The sequence below is a fragment of the Rhizobium azibense genome (assembly GCF_004342325.1).
Taxonomy (GTDB): Bacteria; Pseudomonadota; Alphaproteobacteria; order Rhizobiales; family Rhizobiaceae; genus Rhizobium; species Rhizobium etli_B.
Genome location: NZ_SMBJ01000027.1, coordinates 1 through 18,724 on the forward strand (window position 1 = coordinate 1; position 18,724 = coordinate 18,724).

Consider the following 18,724-nt stretch of genomic DNA (forward strand, 5'->3'; position numbering starts at 1 on the left):
CCGATCTCGTTGGTGAATTCGGGAGGCGCAACCAGCCCGCCTCCCTGAATGAAGCCGGAAAACTCTAGCATCCGGTGGTCCAACGTTTGGGAGCGTTTCAAAGACCGCCGAGGCTCTAATCGCCGCCGGATGAAAATTCAGTGGCAGGTCATCTGAAATATCTGGCGTTCGGCAGCTTGGTCGCACCGCCACATTAACAGGCATCACAAACTACCGTGTTAGCATCAGTATCGTCCTGGGCTTAAAGAAGCTCGGTTCACGTTCCCGGAAAATTTGTTCATCGGGGCGGTAAACACTCTCGATTGAGGGCTTGTTCCACCATGATGGGAAGAACGGTCCCGGAAATGAGAACTGGTGATCTGGTCATCGCAAATAACCCGTACGCCAGCAATATCTTGAATCGGCTCATAAGTTCTTCCAGGGAACGACGACGCAAGTCCCCCGCCAGTCACGACAACAGGCTCGGTCCGTTAGCAGGAACCGTGGAGCTCGAATTTTATCTATGCTGTGAATGGGTATCATCCAAACAATCGATTTTACGAATTGAATGGCGTGATCCATTAGACGAGCATCTTGACGGAAATCAAGTCGTCGATGGCGCGCCCAGTGGTGTAGAGGGGTCAAATGTGTGGCTTTGGAATGTAATGCTTGCATAAGCGGTCGATCAGCCCATTGCATCACCTTGCAATCGTCGACAGCTCGGGGGTTCACCACCAATCGCACTCGGTACAGTCCGCAACGAGCCGCGGTATTGACAGATTCAGACGAGGCGGCCTGGTGACCGCTATTTTGGGGAAACGGCGTACGCTACACGCTGCCACGCGCGCGTTTCGACCTGCGTCCACGCGCGGCGTCATCATCCTACCCTTTGGTGGCCGGTCTCCGAATGCCACCAGGATAATTTACCGGAAAGGACGAGAGCAATGACGCACCTCGATTGCTCGTGCGAAGTGCACGGTGAGCGCGATGACGGCACTGGTAGTCACAGCGTTTATTTGACGTTCGACGACGGTCCGCATCCATTTTGTACACCGGAGATTCTCGATATTCTGGCTGAACACCGGGTGCCGGCAACATTCTTCGTCATCGGCGAGTTCCTGGCCGATCAATCTAAATTGATCCAGCGAATGATTGCAGAGGGACATGAAGTCGCCAACCACACAATGACGCATCCAGACCTGTCTGACTGCGAACCCGACGAGGTGCAACGTCAGATACTCGAGACAAACAGAGCCATAAAAATGGCGTCGCCTCAGGCGGTGGTGCGGCACATCCGGGCTCCTTACGGCATCTGGACCGAAGAAGTGCTCAAGGTTTCGGCGAATGCGGAACTCACTGCCGTGCACTGGTCGGTAGATCCGCGAGACTGGTCTCTTCCCGGGGCCGACGGCATTGTCAATGATGTGCTGCAGTCTGTCCGGCCGGGGTCAATCGTGCTCTTGCACGACGGTTGTCCCTCCAGTGAAATGCAACAAGGAACTGACCGCAGTCTGCGCCACCAGACTATCATGGCGTTATCTAGCATAATTCCAGCTTTGCATGATCGCGGCTTTGTATTCCGCTCGCTTCCTCGGGAGTTCTGATGGATATGCTTGACACAACCAGCACTGTCGCCGTCTCGCTTTATGCACTTCTCTCGACTGCTTATAAAAGCGTGCAGGCCGTTTATTCTCTGCCGACCGATGTTTCATTGGCGTCCCAGAGCTTGGCCGGCTTTGAGGAGCTGCCCAGCGTAGATGTCATCGTGCCAAGCTTCAACGAGGATCCCCGCACGCTTTCGGAGTGCCTGGCTTCTATTGCGGGTCAGGAATACGGGGGAAGGCTGCAGGTTTACCTAGTTGATGACGGTTCCGAAAATCGCGAGGCTTTGCGACCTGTGCACGAGGCCTTCGCACGAGACCCCAGATTCAATATTCTCCTGCTTCCCCAGAATGTTGGTAAACGGAAGGCACAGATCGCCGCGATACGCCGCTCTGCTGGAGATATGGTGTTAAACGTCGACTCCGACACGATCCTCGCATCTGACGTCATCAGGAAGCTCGTGCCTAAAATGCAAGATCCGGCTGTCGGCGCGGCCATGGGACAGTTGACGGCCCGCAACCGAAACGATAGTTGGCTGACCCGTTTGATCGATATGGAGTACTGGCTGGCTTGCAACGAGGAGCGTGCGGCACAAGCTCGCTTCGGAGCCGTTATGTGCTGCTGCGGTCCATGTGCTATCTACCGTCGCTCTGCGCTCGCTTCGCTGCTTGACCAGTACGAATCACAGTATTTTCGGGGAAAGCCAAGCGATTTCGGTGAGGATCGGCATCTCACCATTCTTATGCTGAAGGCAGGCTTTCGAACGGAGTACGTGCCGAGCGCCATCGCAGCGACAGTCGTTCCGAACAAGCTAGGACCGTATCTGCGCCAACAACTACGCTGGGCGCGGAGCACGTACCGGGACACGTTGCTTGGGCTGCGCCTGCTGCCCAACCTCCATCGCTTCCTTACGCTCGACGTTGTCGGACAGAACCTCGGACCGCTGCTTCTGGCACTATCAGTGCTGACGGGGCTCGCACAGCTTGCATTGACGGGCACCGTGCCTTGGTTGGCATCCCTGATGATCGTGGCCATGACGATGATCCACTGCAGCGTTGTCGCGCTCCGGGCCCGCCAACGACGGTTCCTCGGGTTCTCTCTGCATGCATTCATCAATATTTTTCTGCTACTGCCCTTGAAAGCCTACGCGCTGTGCACGCTGAGCAATAGCGACTGGCTGTCGCGCAGCTCTGCTGGCAACTCGAATCAACATCCGGCGACTGATGCGCGCACTACAGAATGTTCTGGACATGCGACAGCGCCTCGAAGGCTCAACCCCGCCCGCGATTCTGCCAGGCGAACGACGTCTGACTGCATGTGCAGCGACGAGTAAGATCTATTTACCGAGGTGAACGAGTTGACACAGAGCGACAATTATCAATTGCTGAATCGGGAACTGGCTGCACCCGATCCATGGGGACTCGACGCCAATCCATTCGAGCGTGAGCGTCACACGCAAATGCTCCGCTTGGCGCTTGCCCAGGGATCCATCTCAAATGCGCTCGAAGTGGGATGCGCTGCCGGCGCATTTACGGTGCAGCTAGCCCCCCACTGCAAACGGCTCACCGTGATCGATGTTGTGCCTCACGCTATAGAAAGATCGCGTCGACGCATGAGGGATTCTCCGCACATCAGCTGGATAGTCTCTGATGTTCAACAGTTTTCACCTGACGAGAGGTTTGATTTGATCGTTGTGGCGGAAGTGCTCTACTACGTTGGAGGAATAGCCGAGATGAGAGGGGCTGTTCGGAATTTAGTGCGGATGCTTGCGCCAGGTGGATATCTGGTTTTCGGATCGGCGCGCGACGCCAATTGTCGTCGCTGGGGCCACGTTGCTGGTGCTGAGACGGTCCTCGGCATGCTGAACGAAACTTTGCTCGAGCTAGAGCGGCTTGAGTGTCGGGGTGGGTCGGTCAACGAAGATTGCTTACTCGCCTGTTTCCGGAATCCGATTTCTGCCTCTTAACGGCCCCAACCCTCGACGTTCAGACATGGAGACACTATGCGCGTCTGTGGTACAAAATTGACCCGTGACGGAGCGGACGCGCTTGTCGAGGATGGGTGGCTCGCCTCCTGCGTCGAGCAGGAGAAGCGGGGCAACGACCCGCGATATGAAACTCTAGACAATCTCGACGTGATTGGCGCCGCATTGGCGCAACACGGTCCGGATCAACGCGTTATTGATCAAATCATCGATGGAAGGGGTGCAATGCTGACAGTTCTCTCGAATCCGTCGAGGGCCCCGGTCTCGTTCCAATGACAGGGCATTTCCCTGCAAGAACTATTATCGTGATAGGTGCCGCGCGGCCACCGCAGCCCGTGGCTCCGCCTCGTGGCGCCGATCTGCCTGGAGGAGCGTGCGCCTTATATAGTCATCCCTCGAACTCCGGATTGTGAAATGTTGTTTAAGCATCAGACGCGGATGAGATGCCAGGACAGAATTCCGGCTGTTGTCCATCTCGATGAATCTGCACGATTGCAGACCATCCCAGGCACTCTCTCCGTGAAGTCGCCGAGCTACTCTTCGAATGTAACAAGCTCAGGGACATTCGGCTGCTCTGCAACACGAGTGCCAATTACCACGGACGAGGCGTTTTCCCGGATGCTGCTGCGGCCCTTTAATGGAGACGCAATGAACACATACGGTGCGATGGACCAAGAAGAACACAACCAACCGAAGAAATGCCAGTCAACGGCGCCCGACGGTCAGATGAGCGCATGTTCATGTCCGCAATAGATTTTTCCGACGTAAGCAAGACATATGGCGACAAGGCCGTGGTCAACGCGCTATCGTTCCGCGTTTCTCCGGGGCAATGCTTCGGGCTGCTTGGACCGAACGGCGCGGGCAAGAGCACGATCGCACGCATGATCCTTGGCATGACAGCCCCTGATGCGGGGAAGATTACTGTGCTCGGCGTGCCGGTGCCTGCCCAGGCTCGCTTGGCGCGAAAGGGTATCGGCGTGGTGCCGCAATTCGACAACCTTGAGCCTGAATTCACTGTGCGCGAGAATCTGCTGGTCTACGGCCGCTACTTCGGCATGAATACACGCAAAGTCGAGGCGGTCATGCCGTCGCTCCTTGAGTTTGCACGCCTAGAGAGCAAGGTGAATGCGCGTGTGTCTGAACTTTCAGGCGGCATGAAGCGGCGCCTGACGCTAGCGCGTGCGTTGATCAATGACCCGCAGCTACTTGTCATGGACGAGCCGACCACCGGTCTCGACCCGCACGCGCGCCACCTGATCTGGGAGCGCCTGCGTTCCCTGCTTACGCGCGGCAAAACGATCATCTTGACCACCCATTTCATGGAAGAGGCCGAACGGCTATGCGATCGACTCTGCGTACTCGAAAGAGGTCGCAGCATTGCCGAAGGGCGTCCGCATGACCTGATCGATGAACTGATCGGGTGCGAAGTCATTGAGATCTACGGCGGCGATCCGCATGAATTGGAATCGCTGGTCGGGCCATATGCCGATCGCGTCGAAATTAGCGGCGAGACCCTTTTTTGCTATGTGTCCGACCCGGAGCAGGTGCGTGTGCGGTTGCGGGAGCGCGCGGGCTTGCGCATTCTGCAGCGTCCGCCGAATCTTGAGGATGTGTTTTTGCGGTTGACCGGGCGCGAGATGGAGAAGTGAACGATGGGTGAAGGTTGTGCCGCGGCTCTGCCCGCCAACGCTTTTAACTGGATTGCGATATGGCGACGCAACTATCTGGCATGGAAGAAAGTAGCACTTGCGTCAATTGTTGGAAGTCTGGCCGATCCTATGATCTACCTTTTTGGCCTCGGCCTTGGCCTCGGAATTATTGTGGGTCGCGTTGACGGCACAACTTACGTTGCGTTCTTGGCGGGCGGCATGGTGGCGACAAGTGCGATGACCTCTGCGACGTTCGAGACGATTTACGCGGCCTTTACGCGAATGCACGCCCAACGCACCTGGGAAGCCATGCTCTACACACAAATGACACTTGGGGACATCATCCTGGGTGAGTTGGCATGGGCAGCGAGCAAGGCATTTCTTGCCGGTACGGGAATCATAATCGTCGCCACCGTGCTAGGCTATACGACGTGGCCATCAGTCGTCTATGTGCTGCCAGTTATCATGCTCACTGGATTTGCATTCGCGAGCCTTGCGATGGTAGTCACGGCGCTTGCGCCCAGTTACGAGTATTTCATTTTTTACCAGACGCTCGTCCTGACACCAATGCTGTTCTTGTGCGGCGCGGTGTTTCCAATCGCGCAACTGCCCCAGGCCTTTCAGCAGGTAGCGCAGTTCTTGCCTCTAGCGCATGCGATCGACCTCATACGCCCGGCAATGCTTGGGCGCCCCGCGGGCAGCATGGGCATGCATATAGGCGCGCTTTGCATCTACGCGATTTTGCCGTTCTTCCTGTCGGCAGCGCTGTTGCGTCGGCGCCTGATGTCTTGACGCTACTCGCCACCACGCCATGAGGGGTATTGCGATGCAGTATCTTGAAAAGACCCGCAGAGCTCTGAAGATAATCATCATAGTCCGGGAACAAATGAACCCGTGTCGGCGCCGGTGAGACGATGCAGGTTTGTCGCTCTGCAACTGGCCGAACTCGGAAGCAAACACCCTTCAGGAAGATCCGGCGTGTATCAGGAGAAAAGCAAATGAAGGTCATCTCAATCGCTACGGCGCTCTTTGCTCTGGCGTGTCCCGCGAACGCGTTCGAAAACAATGCGGTCGCGGCTACGCCTATCTTAAGGACCGATCGTACGATTGCCGGTCAGCCCATCATCGTTCCACGGAAGGATGTCGAGGTCATCGCTTCGATTTATGAGATTGCGCCCGGTGCGACGTTGCCAATTCATCAGCATCGCTATCAGCGCTATGGCTATGTGCTTTCCGGGGAGATCACGGTCACCAATACAGAATCTGGGAAAGAAAGCATTTTCACGGCAGGGAATTTTATCGTCGAGTCCTGGGGGATATGGCATAAAGGGGCGAACAACGGCACCGAGCCGGTAAAGCTGCTCGTGATCGATCAGGTGGAAAAGGGCAGTGAGAATGTTCTGCCGCAAAAATAAAGACGTTGAGGTATCACCGGAGGGCAATCTGGCGCCACGGCTCGGATGTGGTGAACCCGTCCCATATTAGGGGTTGGTTTGCCGCTCCTTGCTAGAGTCTGTCAGCGCTAATCGGAATCGTGCGGAGATTCCCTTGCCTTCAATTTTGTGATTCAAGGTCATTGCTGGTGTGGAGGCCGGCAATGATGGTGCGACCTCTTTCTCTGGATTTGCGAACGCGCATTGCGACAGCGTTGAGTGATGGCATTACGGTTCGCGCCGCAGCGGAGCGGTTTGGCATATCGGCTGCGACAGCGGTGCGGATCGGACAACTCGATCGTTCAGGTAAAGGCCTGGTGCCGGCGAAGATCGGCGGCTATGTCAAACCGACACTGAGGGGTGCGGCCGCCGATGCAGTGCGTCAGCGGCTACAAGTCAAGTCCGACTGGACGGTGCGCGCACTGTCGGCGGACCTGAAGGCTGCGGGGATCAACGTGTCTCACGACACCGTCTGGCGCTTTCTGCGCAGCGAAGGCAAGACCTTCAAAAAAAACGATGGTGGCAAGCGAGCAAGACCGCCCGAAGGTGGCCCGGTTCCGGATGCGATGGAAGACCCATCAGCACCGGCCTGATCCGGACCGTCTCGTCTTCATCGACGAGACTTGGGTCAAGACCAACATGACGCGCACCTGCGGCTGGTGTCAGCGGGGAGAGCCCCTCATTGCAAAAGTCCCTCATGGTCATTGGAAGACACTGACCTTCCTGGCCGGCTTACGCCGCGATAGCATCGTTGCCCCCTTCGTCCTCGATGGTCCCATCAATGGCATCGCTTTTACCGCATGGGTTCGCCAATGTCTGGTCCCGACACTCAAATCCGGTGACATCGTCATCCTCGACAATCTGGGAAGCCACAAGGGAAAGCCGGCCCGCGATGCGATCCGAGATGTCGGTGCACATCTCTTTTTCCTGCCGCCCTACAGCCCCGACCTCAATCCCATCGAGATGATGTTCGCAAAGCTCAAGACACTCGTCAGAAAGGCAGACGAACGAACCGTTGAAACTACATGGAGACGCATTGGAGAACTCTTGAAGGCGTTCAGTCCCCAGGAGTGCTCCAACTACCTCAGACATGCAGGGTATGGTTCAGAATAACCCTGACAGACTCTAATGTCGATTGGAGCTGCGTGAACCTTCGACTTGCGTCGTCGACAAACTGTCGAGGAGGTTGTTTCATTGGTCGTTGAACGGCGGGCGTAGGAGAGCATCTGTCCAGTTCCTCCATACTTGGTCGTCAGTCAGCGCGGCTGTTGGGCCAGCGGGACAGGATCGATCATCCGTGAGACTGTAGCGGCGACGTCTCAAAGAGGCTCCTCATTCCGACGCCATGAATCACGCCGAACGACAAAACCACGAAAGAATGCTAGGAAATCCTGAGACGTCTCATTACCTCATGGGGCGAGGGCATGCGGGATGCTTCCTGACATAGCACGTCCCGCATCCAGAGGCTTGCCTGACCACTATTGTGAAGCGCGGGCCATTGGAGGGCCTGTGTGAACGCGGGCAGCGGTAGCGGAAGGTCGGCGATCCGCAGGGGTATTGTCTTTTCGAGCTGCTTGACCAGGCGTAAGGGCATTGTCGCTATGCGCTCGGTCCCTGAAAGCATGAACGGAACCATGCTGAAGCCCTGCACGACTACTTCGACATGTCTCTTAAGCCCATGCCCAAGCAAACACCATTCCTCGAAGGAAGCCGTCCTAGCGTTCCCAAACTTCACCACAACGTGTCCCATCGACATATACCTCTCGAGTGTAAGTTGCTCCGAGAGTAGCTTGTTCGAGTGGCAGCCCACGCACACGAGGGTCTCCTCGAATAACGCCACCTTAGGATGTGCGCGCGACATGAGCAATTCCGGAAAGATGAGAAAATCGGCGTCACCGCGCCGCAAGTACTCATCGTAGTTATCGGCGATCGGCAGCAACTCGAAGCTGACGGCGGGCGCTTCTCGGGCGACACGCGTCACGACCTTTTCAAAAAAAACGAGTGCGGCGTAATCGGAAAGAATAACTCTGAAGCAGCGATCCGATTGAGCAGGGCAAAACGGATCCCAAGATATGATCGAGACCTGGATGTGAAGCAGAGCCTCGCGGACCGAAGGCGCGAGCCGCTCCGCACGCGGGGTTGGAACGAGTTCGCGACCGACCATGGTAAAAAGGTCGTCATTGAAATAGGTGCGTAACCTGCCGACGGCCGCGCTCATGGCCGGTTGGCTCAAGTTGATGCTGCGCGCTGCCGCCGTGAGATTACGCTCGGTCATCAGGGCGTCGAGTGCGACGAGGAGATTCAGATCAAGGCCCTTGAACCGCATGTCTTCATCCGTAGCGAGGTGGCGAGATAAAAGGTGAAAAGGCTTGGTGTCGCAATGCGGCGCCACGAGAGATCAGCAAGCAAAGGGTCGCCTAAAATTGAGAAAGTATCGATGTTCCAGCCGCCGTGGCTTTGATGGTCTTACTGCTACCTTCAACCGACACGATTCAGTGGTGCCTGATCATTCTGGCGAGTAGCAGTGTTTTCCGCGGATAAAAGTTTCGGTCTGCGACGTCGATCACTTCGGCGCCTTCAATACGTACTTCGGGGGGTAAGACGCACTCGTAGCACTCACCTTCTTCGGCAGGAGTATCTTGGCAATTGAAGTCTTGAGTGTGCTCCGCTGAATGGGCTTTGTCAGCACCATTCAGGTTTGCGCGGGGGTCACTTGTCGCCGGGCCGCAATCTTGGTTACGATCATCTGCTGCAAGTGACGGCCCGGCCCGCAATGCCAATGCGAGCAACGCTGCAACGATGACGTAGTAACCAGTAACCTTCATGAGACGTTTCCTTTCTTCGGCTAAGGCCAGGCGATACCAGGTAGGATTGATGCCATTCCCGCCGCCAGTGCTTCGGGGCTACAGGCGTTGTTGGATTGGTTGAGAGCCTTTCAACGGATCATACCCGGTGGAGTGGAGACGGCCGTCTATGGAGCATCCGCGAAAATTGGTGAAATCTATTGTTTAAATGCGAGTCATCCATTCGATGCATGTAGACGACGTCTTGCCTGCCCGAACCAACAAGTGTCGCCAAACCCACTGTTTTCAGGGGCGTCTTTTCACCCAGTCCTTCTATCCTCAGTGGGCTTGCGCATGTCGTTGCCGCCATCCCCTTCATCCGGGATAGCAAAGGGCGCCGCATGCGGGAGGGACACCCCTGCGTCTCCCGTCAGGCTACGACATTTTGTTCGATCGGCTGCCTTGTATGGAGAAGACCGGATTCCTGACGTTTCAGTGTCATCGTTTTGCAATGAGATAGAGGTAATGGCCGCAAGCCGGCTGGGTCGACCACGTTTGGCTTCCATCGCGGAACGTCGCCGTTAGCTTTCGACGTTCATTTCGAATGATCGTAGCGTGATGAACAAGTCGGTCCACCGCGGCAAGCGTCATGGCCGGGTCCGGAAAGACGCGGTTCCATTCTCCAAAGGGCTGATTGGCGGTGATGATGATGGAGCGCCGCTCATATCTTGCGGAGATGAGTTCGAAGAGCACGCGGGTTTAGGCCTGGTCCTAGTGACGTAGGCCAGGTCGTCGAGGATAAGCAGATCGAACTTGTCGAGCTTTGCGACGGCGGATTCGAGCTGGAGTTCACGCCGTGCGACCTGCAGTTTCTGGACGAGGTCGGTCGTGCGAGTGAACAGCACCCGCCAACCGTTCTCGATCAGCGCGAGGTCGAGGGCCGCGGCGAGATGGCTCTTTCCGCCGCCCGGCGTACCGAACATGAGGATATTGGCACCTTTCGCGACCCAGCTGTCGCCAGCGGCAATGGCCATGACCTGGGCCTGGAGAGCATAGGGACTGCATCAAAATCAAAGCTGTCGAGCGTCTTTTCCGGTGGCAGGTTTCGCCTGGGCAAAATACGCCGACGCTTTGCGCACAATCGCGTTGGCCTGACGAAGCTCGCGGCTCTCCCGCTCAAGAGCCTTCATATTCTCAGCGACATCGTTCGGCCGGCCTGCTCGCTTACCGCTATCGACCTCGGTCTTCTTCACCCATTCGTGCAGCGTGCGTGGCCGGCAAGAAACCGATCTTGGCCGCGATAGATGAAACGGCAGCCCACCGCGCGGGGTGCTCGGCTTCGTGATCCAGCACCATGCGGAGGACTTCAGGCGAGAAATTGTTCGTTGTCTTGCTCATATCGGCTCCAATCTCTCATGAGTTGAAGCCTCCGGCAAACTCGCGCGGTTCTTGAATCCCAAAAAGGGAACCGGCTATAGGCTTGAGTTTTTAAGCAAAACGTCACCCTCCACTCCTCGGGGATACTCAACTACCACCTGGAAGGAAGGTAAGAGCTCAAGAATGGCGCGCAGGGGAAGCTGACCTTCATAGAGCTCATGATCACTATACTCAGCATATATGTAACGCGTTCTCATCAGGATCTGATTGCCACCGGCAATAACGTCGGCCTCGGCTCCCTGCACATCCATCCAGATGAGATCTATGTTCTCTAGGCCAGCTTCGCTGCACCAGTCATCCAGCCTCCTAGTCTCAACCGAAATCGGAGGGTCAAACCGAACCCACTCGTACTCAGAAAGATGGTTCTTGGGACGGCGTATCGAGCCCGAGAGATCCCATTCCTTAGCGCTGTCATTGCCATTGCTGGGATGAAACTCGATCCTCGCGTTTCGGTCGCTGATCGCAACCTCGGATAGCCTCATCCGATCCCGATCAGAACCCATTTTTCCTTGAAGCGTGCAGCGGCTCTGGGGTCTGGCTCAAAGCAATAGAGCTGGGCGCTCGGAAGAAGGCGCAGAAAGCGTTGAGCATCGCTTCCGTCATTGCACCCAATGTCAAAGATTACAGGGTTAGGCTTATCGAGAAGCGAAACGATCTGTCGATGTACGTCTAACCCACACACCGGATCCATCACATTCTCCTTAAGTTTTCGAAGTGCCACTGCTGAACGAGCTCGGGCAGGATATCACTGAAATACCGAGCCATTTGGCCCTTCTTTCGACATGGTTGTTGACGCTTCGCCGTGCGATAGGTGGGCACGGCGCATTGTCTGTCGCGGGCTTTGTTATTCGCGAGTTTGTTTGGCGTAACGAAGCGACCCCAAGCTATGCTGAAAGCCCACTAGTCACCGAGGCCTCAGCGGGGACGGATACCTGTGATTTGCGGCCACGTACCGGGCTTAAGCATATGCAACGCTGCTCCCAAATCTGCCGAAGTTCATTTAGGAAAGTCTCACGACTACCTGAAACCGGCGCGATTCCATCCAAAATGTCTCCAACCAGGGCTTCTCCCTCAATCCTAATTAGCTGTTCAAACAACTCCGGTGAAATACGCACGGCCTGCAGGCTGGAGGCGCCTGTGCGGATCTCACATACAGTCTCTTGCCGATCCAGGGTGGAATATGCACGCGCCTGATGGAGACTTGCGTAAGGTGGCAAGGAAACTGCTAGTTTATTCCACTCCTCCATCGTTGAGATTCGCTTCTTGACGAGAAATGGACCGATCACAAGTGCATCCAGGTCGGTCGTCAAAAAAGTCGTTACGGCATCCCTAACCGAATCTACTACCGGCTCGGCGTTGTTGTTAAACGACGTGTTGAGCAAGATCGGAACGCCGGTTCGCTTCCCGAAAGCATTGATTAGCTCCCAATATGCGGGATTTGTCTCGCGTGACACTGTCTGCAAACGAGCCGTACCATCTACGTGCGTGATGGCGCCTAGCGAACTACGCTTGGGTTCGCGCACAGACACTACGAAATTCATAAAAGGAAATTTGCGCAAGGTACCTGGCAGATCAAAGAATTCCACGGCGTCCTCCTCCAATACCGAGGGAGCAAATGGGCGGTAGCCTTCCCGCTTCTTGACCATCATATTAATTCGATCCTTGTTTGACGCCGGCCTCGGTTCAGCAAGAATACTCCGGTTGCCTAGCGCCCGTGGACCGAACTCCGAACGCCCCTGCACCCAGGCGATCACGGCGCCATCCGCAATCCATTCGGCTGCTTTGCCTGTCACGTCATCACTGCGTTCAATTTCGAGATGCTGGCCCCAAGCAAAAAGTTCCTCCTCCACGCTTCCTTCGCTCTCCAGGTCGGGTCCCCAATAGACGTTTTGCAAACGCTCACGAGGTGCCGGATGCCCCAGATCATGAGACGCCATCAATGCGGCGCCTAGTGCGCAGCCAGCGTCATGGGCCGCCGGTTGCACGAAGATGTCGTCAAACATCCCCGAGTACAGCAGCTTGCCATTCAAAGTGCAGTTGTGTGCCACTCCTCCGGCCAAACACAGTCGTTCGATGCCCGTAACCTTGGTGTAATGCCGTAGGACGTGGAACACGATCCGTTCCAGTGCTTCCTGCAGTGAAGCACTCACATCTTTATGCTGCTGCGTGAACGGCATGCCTTTCTGGCGTATTTGAATGTTACTGAGCAACGTAGGACCAACTCGGTCGAGATGGACCCGATAACCACCGTCGTCTAGGAGTTCGTAAAATTGTTCGAAGATCTCGCGGTACGAAGCGGGATTGCCGTAAGGTGCCAGACCCATGATCTTATATTCATCGAACGCGCCATAACCTAGGTAGCGGATCGTTTCCAAGTATAGCAGCCCTAGAGAATCATTCTCCGGGAATGTCACGAGTGGCTCAATCTCCGTGCTGGAACCAATCGCCAAAAGCCCCGAAAGAAAGTCTCCACCGCCGTCAATTGAGAGGACCAAACTTCGCTCGAAGCCCGACATGAAAAACGAGCTCACGGCGTGCGACATATGGTGGCTCACGAAGGACACACGTGAGGGATCAATTTCGGCACCAAATTCTTGCCCGAGTAAGCCGCACAAAAACAGTCTCGCATCCGGTATTGGGGTGCTTGGGTAAGAGAGGCGCACGCGCTCGAGCACAGCGTTGCAATAGGCCTCGGTCGCATAATACGCGATGCGGTCGATGTCGCTAAGCTGAACACCTGCAGATGCGAGGCAATATTGAATCGAACGCGTTGGTAACTTGTTGGAGTGCTTGATCCGGTTAAGGCGCTCCTCCTCGACCGCCGCTATCACTCGCCCGTCGCGAACGAGAACCGCAGCCCCATCGTGCATAAAGGTGTTCGGTAGATCGAACGAATTTTCGTAGACTCTGCTTAGACCGCCACTGAGCCCTAGACACAGCATGTTGCTCTCCAGTTCGTTTCGAAAGGTAGGTCGCTCTGGCCTGGCCACCGGCTTTCGTAGTTTCATAGGGTGGCGCTTGACAGTGCAGCTAGAGTTCACGGGTCGAAGCCGAAATCAGATCGTGACCGGATCGGTGAGATTGCCGACAATCGGCGCTAACAGAGCCCCAGACCGAAGCATTTGCGGCAGTAACGCCGCGTAACGTATCCACATTACCCAGTCCTTCATCTTTCCGCCCGACAGCCACAACGACGTTTGGTGGTCGCTACAAAGGTCGCAGACCGTATCCTTGCAGCGGCGAGTGCGCCTGCGTTGGCTCCGAGGCATAGCACACAGAATTCCGCCGCCGGCCTCCGTCATTCGCATATGCGCCAGTACCGAACTCAGCTACCACGCGGTGGGACCGCCATTGATAATCACGTCGAACGGCGCCCACGGCGTGAGAACCGATCTGCAACAACGCTAGAAGGGGAAGCAGTAGAAAGATGACCAGCGCGCGGTGAAGACGAATAGGAGGCGGCATCGACCGGGGCAAAAGTGCGTCCCGTGAGAGCCCACTGAAACGTCGAGAAGCAACGACCAAGATTCTACTCGATCACGTCGAGCGCAAGATAACGATCGAGACCAGGCAGCAGACCGACTGCCTCATCTCGTTTTCCCAGCACAGTCTCCACGGCACCCGAGGACCCATTTTAAGAACTCCGAATTACGGCTTTTACAAAACGCTTCTTCAGCGTCTTCTAATGGCAACCGTTTCGATCAGTAAAATCGATTGTTTGGATGGAATGCATTCACGAAAACGATGGCGTGACTCAGCAGTGAAGCGAGCGGCGACCCCATCCTTCTCTCTATGGCGGCCGTGTGCAAGGCAGATCCGCCTGTGACATTCGACCGACAAACTCCTCGTGTCTTGTCATAAAAGCAACACTCCTTCGCTACTCTTGTTTCAGCCGACAAAGCCAAGCCGCATGTTCGTCTCGGCACATCAATGAGCCTAATGGCGGCGCTAGCTGCAAGGAAACTGCGTTCGGTCTTGGTCAGCACCGCCGCTGCGAGTGCCGCGAAACGTGGGCCAAGCGCTTCAACATTTTCCCCGGCGTGAGTGCGCAGCATCTGGTCTTTGAAGCGCCAGCCGACGAAGGAGAAGCCTGGGTTGGTGCGCGGCTCCTTCACCACTTAGGGACCGGGACGATAAATCGGCAGAGGCCGCGGTAACTCCAAAAAATAACGCGGCGCTAAAAAATTGGCCTCAGGCTAGACCGTGGGTATAGACTGGTAGTCCGGTAGGCGCTATTCGTGCTGTTCCAGCATAACATCAGCCACCCCGTGGATTCTCCAAGGCCTCTTATATTGAAAAAAGTGCAACGCAGTTTTGCCGTCGAGTACAAGAACGGCAGGCGAAAACTTGATGCCAGATCGAACTCGATCTGGGGCAATGTGGATCTAAAGTCAGTCGCGCGCGATCTAGAGGAAGAGGCATTGCCTTTTCTGTCAGGTAGCTCTCAGAGTGGCAAACCCGACAGCGAAATGTCTTTGCCGGAACAAGATCAGGCCGAGCAGTTGTTGACAGCGCCTCTCGGGCCGTCGACAACTGCATCAGATACACAGGAGATGAGCATGGCCGACGAGACTAATACGACAACCAAGGTCGATGGACAGACCGTTGTCGAAACGCCTAATGCGCCGAAGAAACAGCGCAAACCGCGCGCCAAAAAAGTCGCGGCACTCGAGACCGCGTTAGCTGACGCTACGGCAGAGCCGGCAGCTGCGCTGGCCGGGGACGGTGGTGTGAAGAGGAGAGGGCGCAAGACAAAGGCTATCGAAGCCACGGCGAGCGCCAAACGCGCACCTGTGCACCGTGCTCCAAAGGCTGTGCAGGCAGCGCCGGCTGCCCCGATGACGGCGAGCGATGAAATGGCAGACCTTTTGCAGTTGGAAGAGGAAAATCAGCGGCTGCGCAAGCTTCTTGCTGAAAAACTTCGCGCTGAAAATGAAGATCTGCGCAAACGGCTCAAGCTCGATTGATATAAGCAGCCGGTCAATAAGCGACCGTATCTACATTCTTATCGAGACAAACAATTCGGCAACGGTAATGCTGTTGCCGGACCCCAAACTCACTGCCTGCTTGCGGGATAAAACGCGAGGTCGGATAGATGGCGTCTCCCTGGAAACTTCTTGCCCGACTGATCTCACCGGGTCGCGAACAAAAGCGAGAAAACGGTTCGGACCAGAAGGTTACGCCGGACACATTGGCCATTGCCGGTCCGACCGAAACGCCTGCCGAGAAGAGCCTGATAAGCGCCGTTCGACCGGCAAGCGAGGGGCCTCCCCGTCACGGCCATTCTCCTGCAATTTCCACCGAGTTTGTCGTTTCTAAGGAAGTCGGAATCGGTGGCCACGATCAGGTAGAAGGCCAAGATGCCAAAAACGTTGAGGCGGCCGATCCACCTCCATTCGGCGGGCTTAGTACCGACATCGCCGCTGGGCACGATGCTACGAGGCTCGAGCGAACTCTCGAGGTCGCCCCGCGTAAGAAGGCATCAGCCGCGATTGCAAACGCTGCCCCGGCAGTTCACACTGCGGACCAGATGAGCCTCGACGAAGACATCAGGGTGCTCAGGAGGCAACTAGCCAGAAAGCTAAGGCTGCAAAACGCGCAGTTGAGAACAATGCTGGAGCGGTTTGAACGGTGACCTGTCGCAGTGCAACAACCTGTCGCCCCGGGCATGTAGTGGAGCCAGCGGCAGCATCACCTGTGTACGGCAAGGACAAATAATTGGGGTCCGAACACGGTCCCATTTCGTCGAGATCAACGACAAGAGTGTTTAGGCCATGTTCTAGGCATTTAACCGCGCTCGATCGCCACCGTGGACATCGAGCCTGCCGCAGGTTTCCTGGATGCGCGTCTCCGCCGCCTGCGCAATCGAAGCCGCATTGGTGGCGTCAAGCTGAACTGTCCGGGCGTCTGGTCCGTTTTGAACGAAGGTGTCGCCTGCTTCAAGTTGGCGCGCTCAACCGAGCCGGTGAAGCCGTGCTGCGCCAGACCTTTCACGATATTTGACGGCGGATTTCTTTGCCAGTGGCGAGAGCTGAACTGTGACGCGATCGAGACCGACACATGCCATGGACTGCGAATTCAGCGATCGATTTAAAATCGAGCAATTGGGGGCTTGCCTCCTGCCTAACATCTCGACGAACTCGAGCTCGATTATGTGATCACTCCAAGGCCCTCCGTTTGCCAGTCTAGATCGGCTGGCGGCCAAGATAAGCATCGAACGCGGCAGCGACATGGCGAAGGGCAGAGCGACGTTCGTGCCGCACACGGACTAAACCGTTGTCAAACTCAACGATCCCATCCTCAGCCAGAATCTCTAGCTGCTTAGCTGAACTCACTAGATGGGTCTGATCAAATCCCTGAGCCGTACAGATTGCTGATATGTCCGCCTCCAAGTAGCACATGAGCTGTTCGATGATTGCAGCTCTTACGCGATCCTCGGTAGTTAAACGGTAGCCCCTTGAGATCGCCAAGCGGCCGGATGCTATGTGCCGGTTATAACAGCTTTGCGTGAGATCGTTTTGAACGTAACCGTCGCCGCAACGACCAATGGCGGACGCGCCCAAACCGATGACAGTTGAGCAGGTTTCGGCAGAGTAACCAAGCGAATTTCGGCGCAGACGACCAGCTCTCTGTGCTATTGCAAGCTCGTCATCCGGCAAAGCAAAATGGTCGAGACCAATTTGCAGATAGCCTGCTGCAACTAACGTATCGGCCATGGCTGAGGCCTGCTCAGCTCGCGCGGCTATATCGGGCAGTGCTGCTGTGTCAATCAAGCGCTGATTTTTTCGAAAAGATGGAACGTGGGAATAACCGAAAACCGCGAGGCGGTCGGGACGCATCGCAATAGCTAACATAGCGCTCTCGAGACAGGACTGGACGGTTTGGTTCGGCAAACCGAACATCAAGTCGAAATTGATACGCCTGACCCCATACAGGCGGAGGTTTTCGACGGCGGTCATCACTTGCGCCTCGCTCTGAATCCGGTTGATCGCTTTTTGTACGACGGGATCGAAGCTCTGCACACCGACGCTTGCGCGATTCACACCGGTCCTTTCTAGGGCTTCGGCCATATCGGTGGTGAACGTGCGCGGGTCGACCTCAACGGCAATGGTTGCACCTCGCTCAATCGCAAAACGGCCGCGCAGGAGTTCCATTAGCGACAGGAAGTCTGCCGATGGCATAATGGTCGGGGATCCGCCGCCAAAGTGCACGTCACCCACTGAGAGTGCCTGCGGCACTTGCTCGGCGACCAGGCGGATTTCCTCGCGCAGCATTGCTAGATAATTGGTTATCAAAGTGTCCCGACGAGTGATGCTAGTCGGAAAACCACAATACCAGCACATCGAGCGGCAGAATGGAATGTGGAGATAGAGCGAGACAGCGTCATCAGTTCCCTGGCTTCTCAGCCATTGCTCATGAGTGTGGGCGCCGATTTCTGAAGAAAACTCCTGTATTGTTGGGTAGATAGTATACCAAGGCAACTGCACCCCGCTATTTGTGTTCGGAACGAAAATCGACGACGGTGCGCGCAAAGACTTTCGCCTGCAGTCCGTGTCACGTTCACATACAATATTTGACACGTTTTTTTCCTTCGAAAGCTTGGTCCTATTGGGCACATGCCACGCCCGGAATGGACTTGATGTTCGATTTGACGTCGCATTCGGAAAGGGCCTTCGGCTCATCGCCAGGCTCGTCGCCGCTCGTTGCGACGCTGAGGTGCTTCTTGCGGCGCTTCGCCGCCTTGTCTGGATATTGCGCTAACACTTCCGCAATGAGCTGTTCATGCAAAACGCTGTCATTCTCGTAATCAAGGCTCATGGGCCCCTGCCCCCTTTCAAGGTTCGGGTTAGGTCGTCG

General features: G+C 56.0%; 15 protein-coding genes and 5 pseudogenes. 11 read left to right on the plus strand and 9 right to left on the minus strand.

Going from position 1 to position 18,724, the window contains the following annotated elements:
• Positions 1–152: 152 nt before the first annotated feature.
• A pseudogene (locus EV130_RS34125) lies at positions 153–522 on the minus strand (nodulation protein NodZ); the annotation flags it as partial.
• Positions 523–923: 401 nt separating this feature from the next.
• Between EV130_RS34125 and nodB the strand changes: the two are divergent.
• The 9 genes and pseudogenes from nodB to EV130_RS31815 all read left to right on the plus strand — a co-directional run bounded on the left by nodB (position 924) and on the right by EV130_RS31815 (position 7,760).
• Entirely contained in the window at positions 924–1,583 is a 660-nt protein-coding gene (gene nodB / locus EV130_RS31775) for a chitooligosaccharide deacetylase NodB (protein ID WP_004679213.1), read from the plus strand.
• Positions 1,583–2,914: a chitooligosaccharide synthase NodC gene (gene nodC, locus EV130_RS31780; RefSeq protein ID WP_004679211.1), complete on the plus strand. Its 1,332-nt coding sequence runs from the start codon at positions 1,583–1,585 to the stop codon at positions 2,912–2,914. The genes nodB and nodC overlap by 1 nt, the downstream gene beginning before the upstream one ends.
• 15 nt (positions 2,915–2,929) lie before the next feature.
• Positions 2,930–3,547 (plus strand): nodulation methyltransferase NodS, encoded by a 618-nt coding sequence (nodS, locus tag EV130_RS31785; RefSeq protein WP_010028264.1) that lies wholly within the window; start codon positions 2,930–2,932, stop codon positions 3,545–3,547.
• A 36-nt stretch (positions 3,548–3,583) separates the two neighbouring features.
• Entirely contained in the window at positions 3,584–3,841 is a 258-nt protein-coding gene (locus EV130_RS31790; RefSeq protein ID WP_004679207.1) for a carbamoyltransferase N-terminal domain-containing protein, read from the plus strand.
• Positions 3,842–3,907: 66 nt separating this feature from the next.
• A pseudogene (locus EV130_RS31795) lies at positions 3,908–4,200 on the plus strand (carbamoyltransferase C-terminal domain-containing protein); the annotation flags it as partial.
• A gap of 99 nt (positions 4,201–4,299) precedes the next feature.
• Positions 4,300–5,214 carry a nodulation factor ABC transporter ATP-binding protein NodI gene (gene nodI, locus EV130_RS31800; protein WP_018247215.1) on the plus strand — a complete coding sequence of 305 codons (915 nt, stop codon included), beginning with the start codon at positions 4,300–4,302 and terminating at the stop codon, positions 5,212–5,214.
• Positions 5,215–5,217: 3 nt separating this feature from the next.
• A complete protein-coding gene (locus EV130_RS31805; protein WP_004679202.1) occupies positions 5,218–6,006 on the plus strand; it encodes an ABC transporter permease in 789 nt (262 codons plus the stop codon).
• A 206-nt stretch (positions 6,007–6,212) separates the two neighbouring features.
• Positions 6,213–6,629 carry a cupin domain-containing protein gene (locus EV130_RS31810; RefSeq protein WP_004679201.1) on the plus strand — a complete coding sequence of 139 codons (417 nt, stop codon included), beginning with the start codon at positions 6,213–6,215 and terminating at the stop codon, positions 6,627–6,629.
• A 185-nt stretch (positions 6,630–6,814) separates the two neighbouring features.
• A protein-coding gene (locus tag EV130_RS31815) for an IS630 family transposase (protein WP_165918605.1) occupies positions 6,815–7,760 on the plus strand; the annotation gives its coding sequence in 2 pieces (ribosomal slippage) (positions 6,815–7,153 and positions 7,155–7,760; 945 coding nt in all).
• 268 nt (positions 7,761–8,028) lie between these two features.
• Here the strand turns inward: EV130_RS31815 and nodD1 are convergent.
• From nodD1 to EV130_RS31845, 6 genes and pseudogenes are all read right to left on the minus strand, one after another.
• Positions 8,029–8,973, minus strand: a complete 945-nt coding sequence (gene nodD1 / locus EV130_RS31820; protein ID WP_018247214.1) for a transcriptional regulator NodD1 — start codon at positions 8,971–8,973, stop codon at positions 8,029–8,031.
• Between the two features lie 166 nt (positions 8,974–9,139).
• Entirely contained in the window at positions 9,140–9,472 is a 333-nt protein-coding gene (gene nolE / locus EV130_RS31825; protein WP_018247213.1) for a nodulation protein NolE, read from the minus strand.
• 542 nt (positions 9,473–10,014) lie between these two features.
• Positions 10,015–10,559: pseudogene (gene istB, locus EV130_RS31830) on the minus strand (IS21-like element helper ATPase IstB); the annotation flags it as partial.
• Positions 10,525–10,828: pseudogene (locus EV130_RS31835) on the minus strand (transposase); the annotation flags it as partial. The pseudogenes EV130_RS31835 and istB, both read right to left, overlap by 35 nt.
• 74 nt (positions 10,829–10,902) lie before the next feature.
• Complete coding sequence (locus tag EV130_RS31840) at positions 10,903–11,349, minus strand: FkbM family methyltransferase (RefSeq protein ID WP_269466793.1); 447 nt, start codon at positions 11,347–11,349, stop codon at positions 10,903–10,905.
• Between the two features lie 402 nt (positions 11,350–11,751).
• Positions 11,752–13,809, minus strand: a complete 2,058-nt coding sequence (locus EV130_RS31845; protein WP_004679190.1) for a carbamoyltransferase family protein — start codon at positions 13,807–13,809, stop codon at positions 11,752–11,754.
• 1,350 nt (positions 13,810–15,159) lie between these two features.
• Here EV130_RS31845 and EV130_RS31860 point away from each other — a divergent pair.
• Both EV130_RS31860 and EV130_RS31865 read left to right on the plus strand, forming a co-directional pair.
• Entirely contained in the window at positions 15,160–15,834 is a 675-nt protein-coding gene (locus tag EV130_RS31860; RefSeq protein WP_008536492.1) for an MreC domain-containing protein, read from the plus strand.
• A gap of 128 nt (positions 15,835–15,962) precedes the next feature.
• On the plus strand, positions 15,963–16,502 hold the full coding sequence (locus EV130_RS31865) for a hypothetical protein (RefSeq protein WP_004679185.1): 540 nt from the start codon (positions 15,963–15,965) through the stop codon (positions 16,500–16,502).
• 550 nt (positions 16,503–17,052) lie between these two features.
• On the opposite strand, the gene hemN is transcribed toward EV130_RS31865, so the two are convergent.
• Positions 17,053–18,399, minus strand: coding sequence for an oxygen-independent coproporphyrinogen III oxidase (gene hemN, locus EV130_RS31875; RefSeq protein ID WP_018247211.1), 1,347 nt, complete (start codon positions 18,397–18,399; stop codon positions 17,053–17,055).
• 88 nt (positions 18,400–18,487) lie between these two features.
• Positions 18,488–18,685, minus strand: a pseudogene (locus tag EV130_RS31880) (hypothetical protein); the annotation flags it as partial.
• Between the last annotated feature and the right edge of the window lie 39 nt (positions 18,686–18,724).

Coding starts and splice junctions, on each gene's coding strand:
- nodC (WP_004679211.1), top strand. CDS start 1,583: ATGGATATGCTTGACACAACCAGCACTGTCGCCGTCTCGCTTTATGCA.
- EV130_RS31865 (WP_004679185.1), top strand. CDS start 15,963: ATGGCGTCTCCCTGGAAACTTCTTGCCCGACTGATCTCACCGGGTCGC.
- EV130_RS31790 (WP_004679207.1), top strand. CDS start 3,584: ATGCGCGTCTGTGGTACAAAATTGACCCGTGACGGAGCGGACGCGCTT.
- EV130_RS31840 (WP_269466793.1), bottom strand. CDS start 11,349: ATGAGGCTATCCGAGGTTGCGATCAGCGACCGAAACGCGAGGATCGAG.
- EV130_RS31845 (WP_004679190.1), bottom strand. CDS start 13,809: ATGCTGTGTCTAGGGCTCAGTGGCGGTCTAAGCAGAGTCTACGAAAAT.
- EV130_RS31810 (WP_004679201.1), top strand. CDS start 6,213: ATGAAGGTCATCTCAATCGCTACGGCGCTCTTTGCTCTGGCGTGTCCC.
- nodD1 (WP_018247214.1), bottom strand. CDS start 8,973: ATGCGGTTCAAGGGCCTTGATCTGAATCTCCTCGTCGCACTCGACGCC.
- EV130_RS31805 (WP_004679202.1), top strand. CDS start 5,218: ATGGGTGAAGGTTGTGCCGCGGCTCTGCCCGCCAACGCTTTTAACTGG.
- nolE (WP_018247213.1), bottom strand. CDS start 9,472: ATGAAGGTTACTGGTTACTACGTCATCGTTGCAGCGTTGCTCGCATTG.
- nodB (WP_004679213.1), top strand. CDS start 924: ATGACGCACCTCGATTGCTCGTGCGAAGTGCACGGTGAGCGCGATGAC.
- nodI (WP_018247215.1), top strand. CDS start 4,300: ATGTTCATGTCCGCAATAGATTTTTCCGACGTAAGCAAGACATATGGC.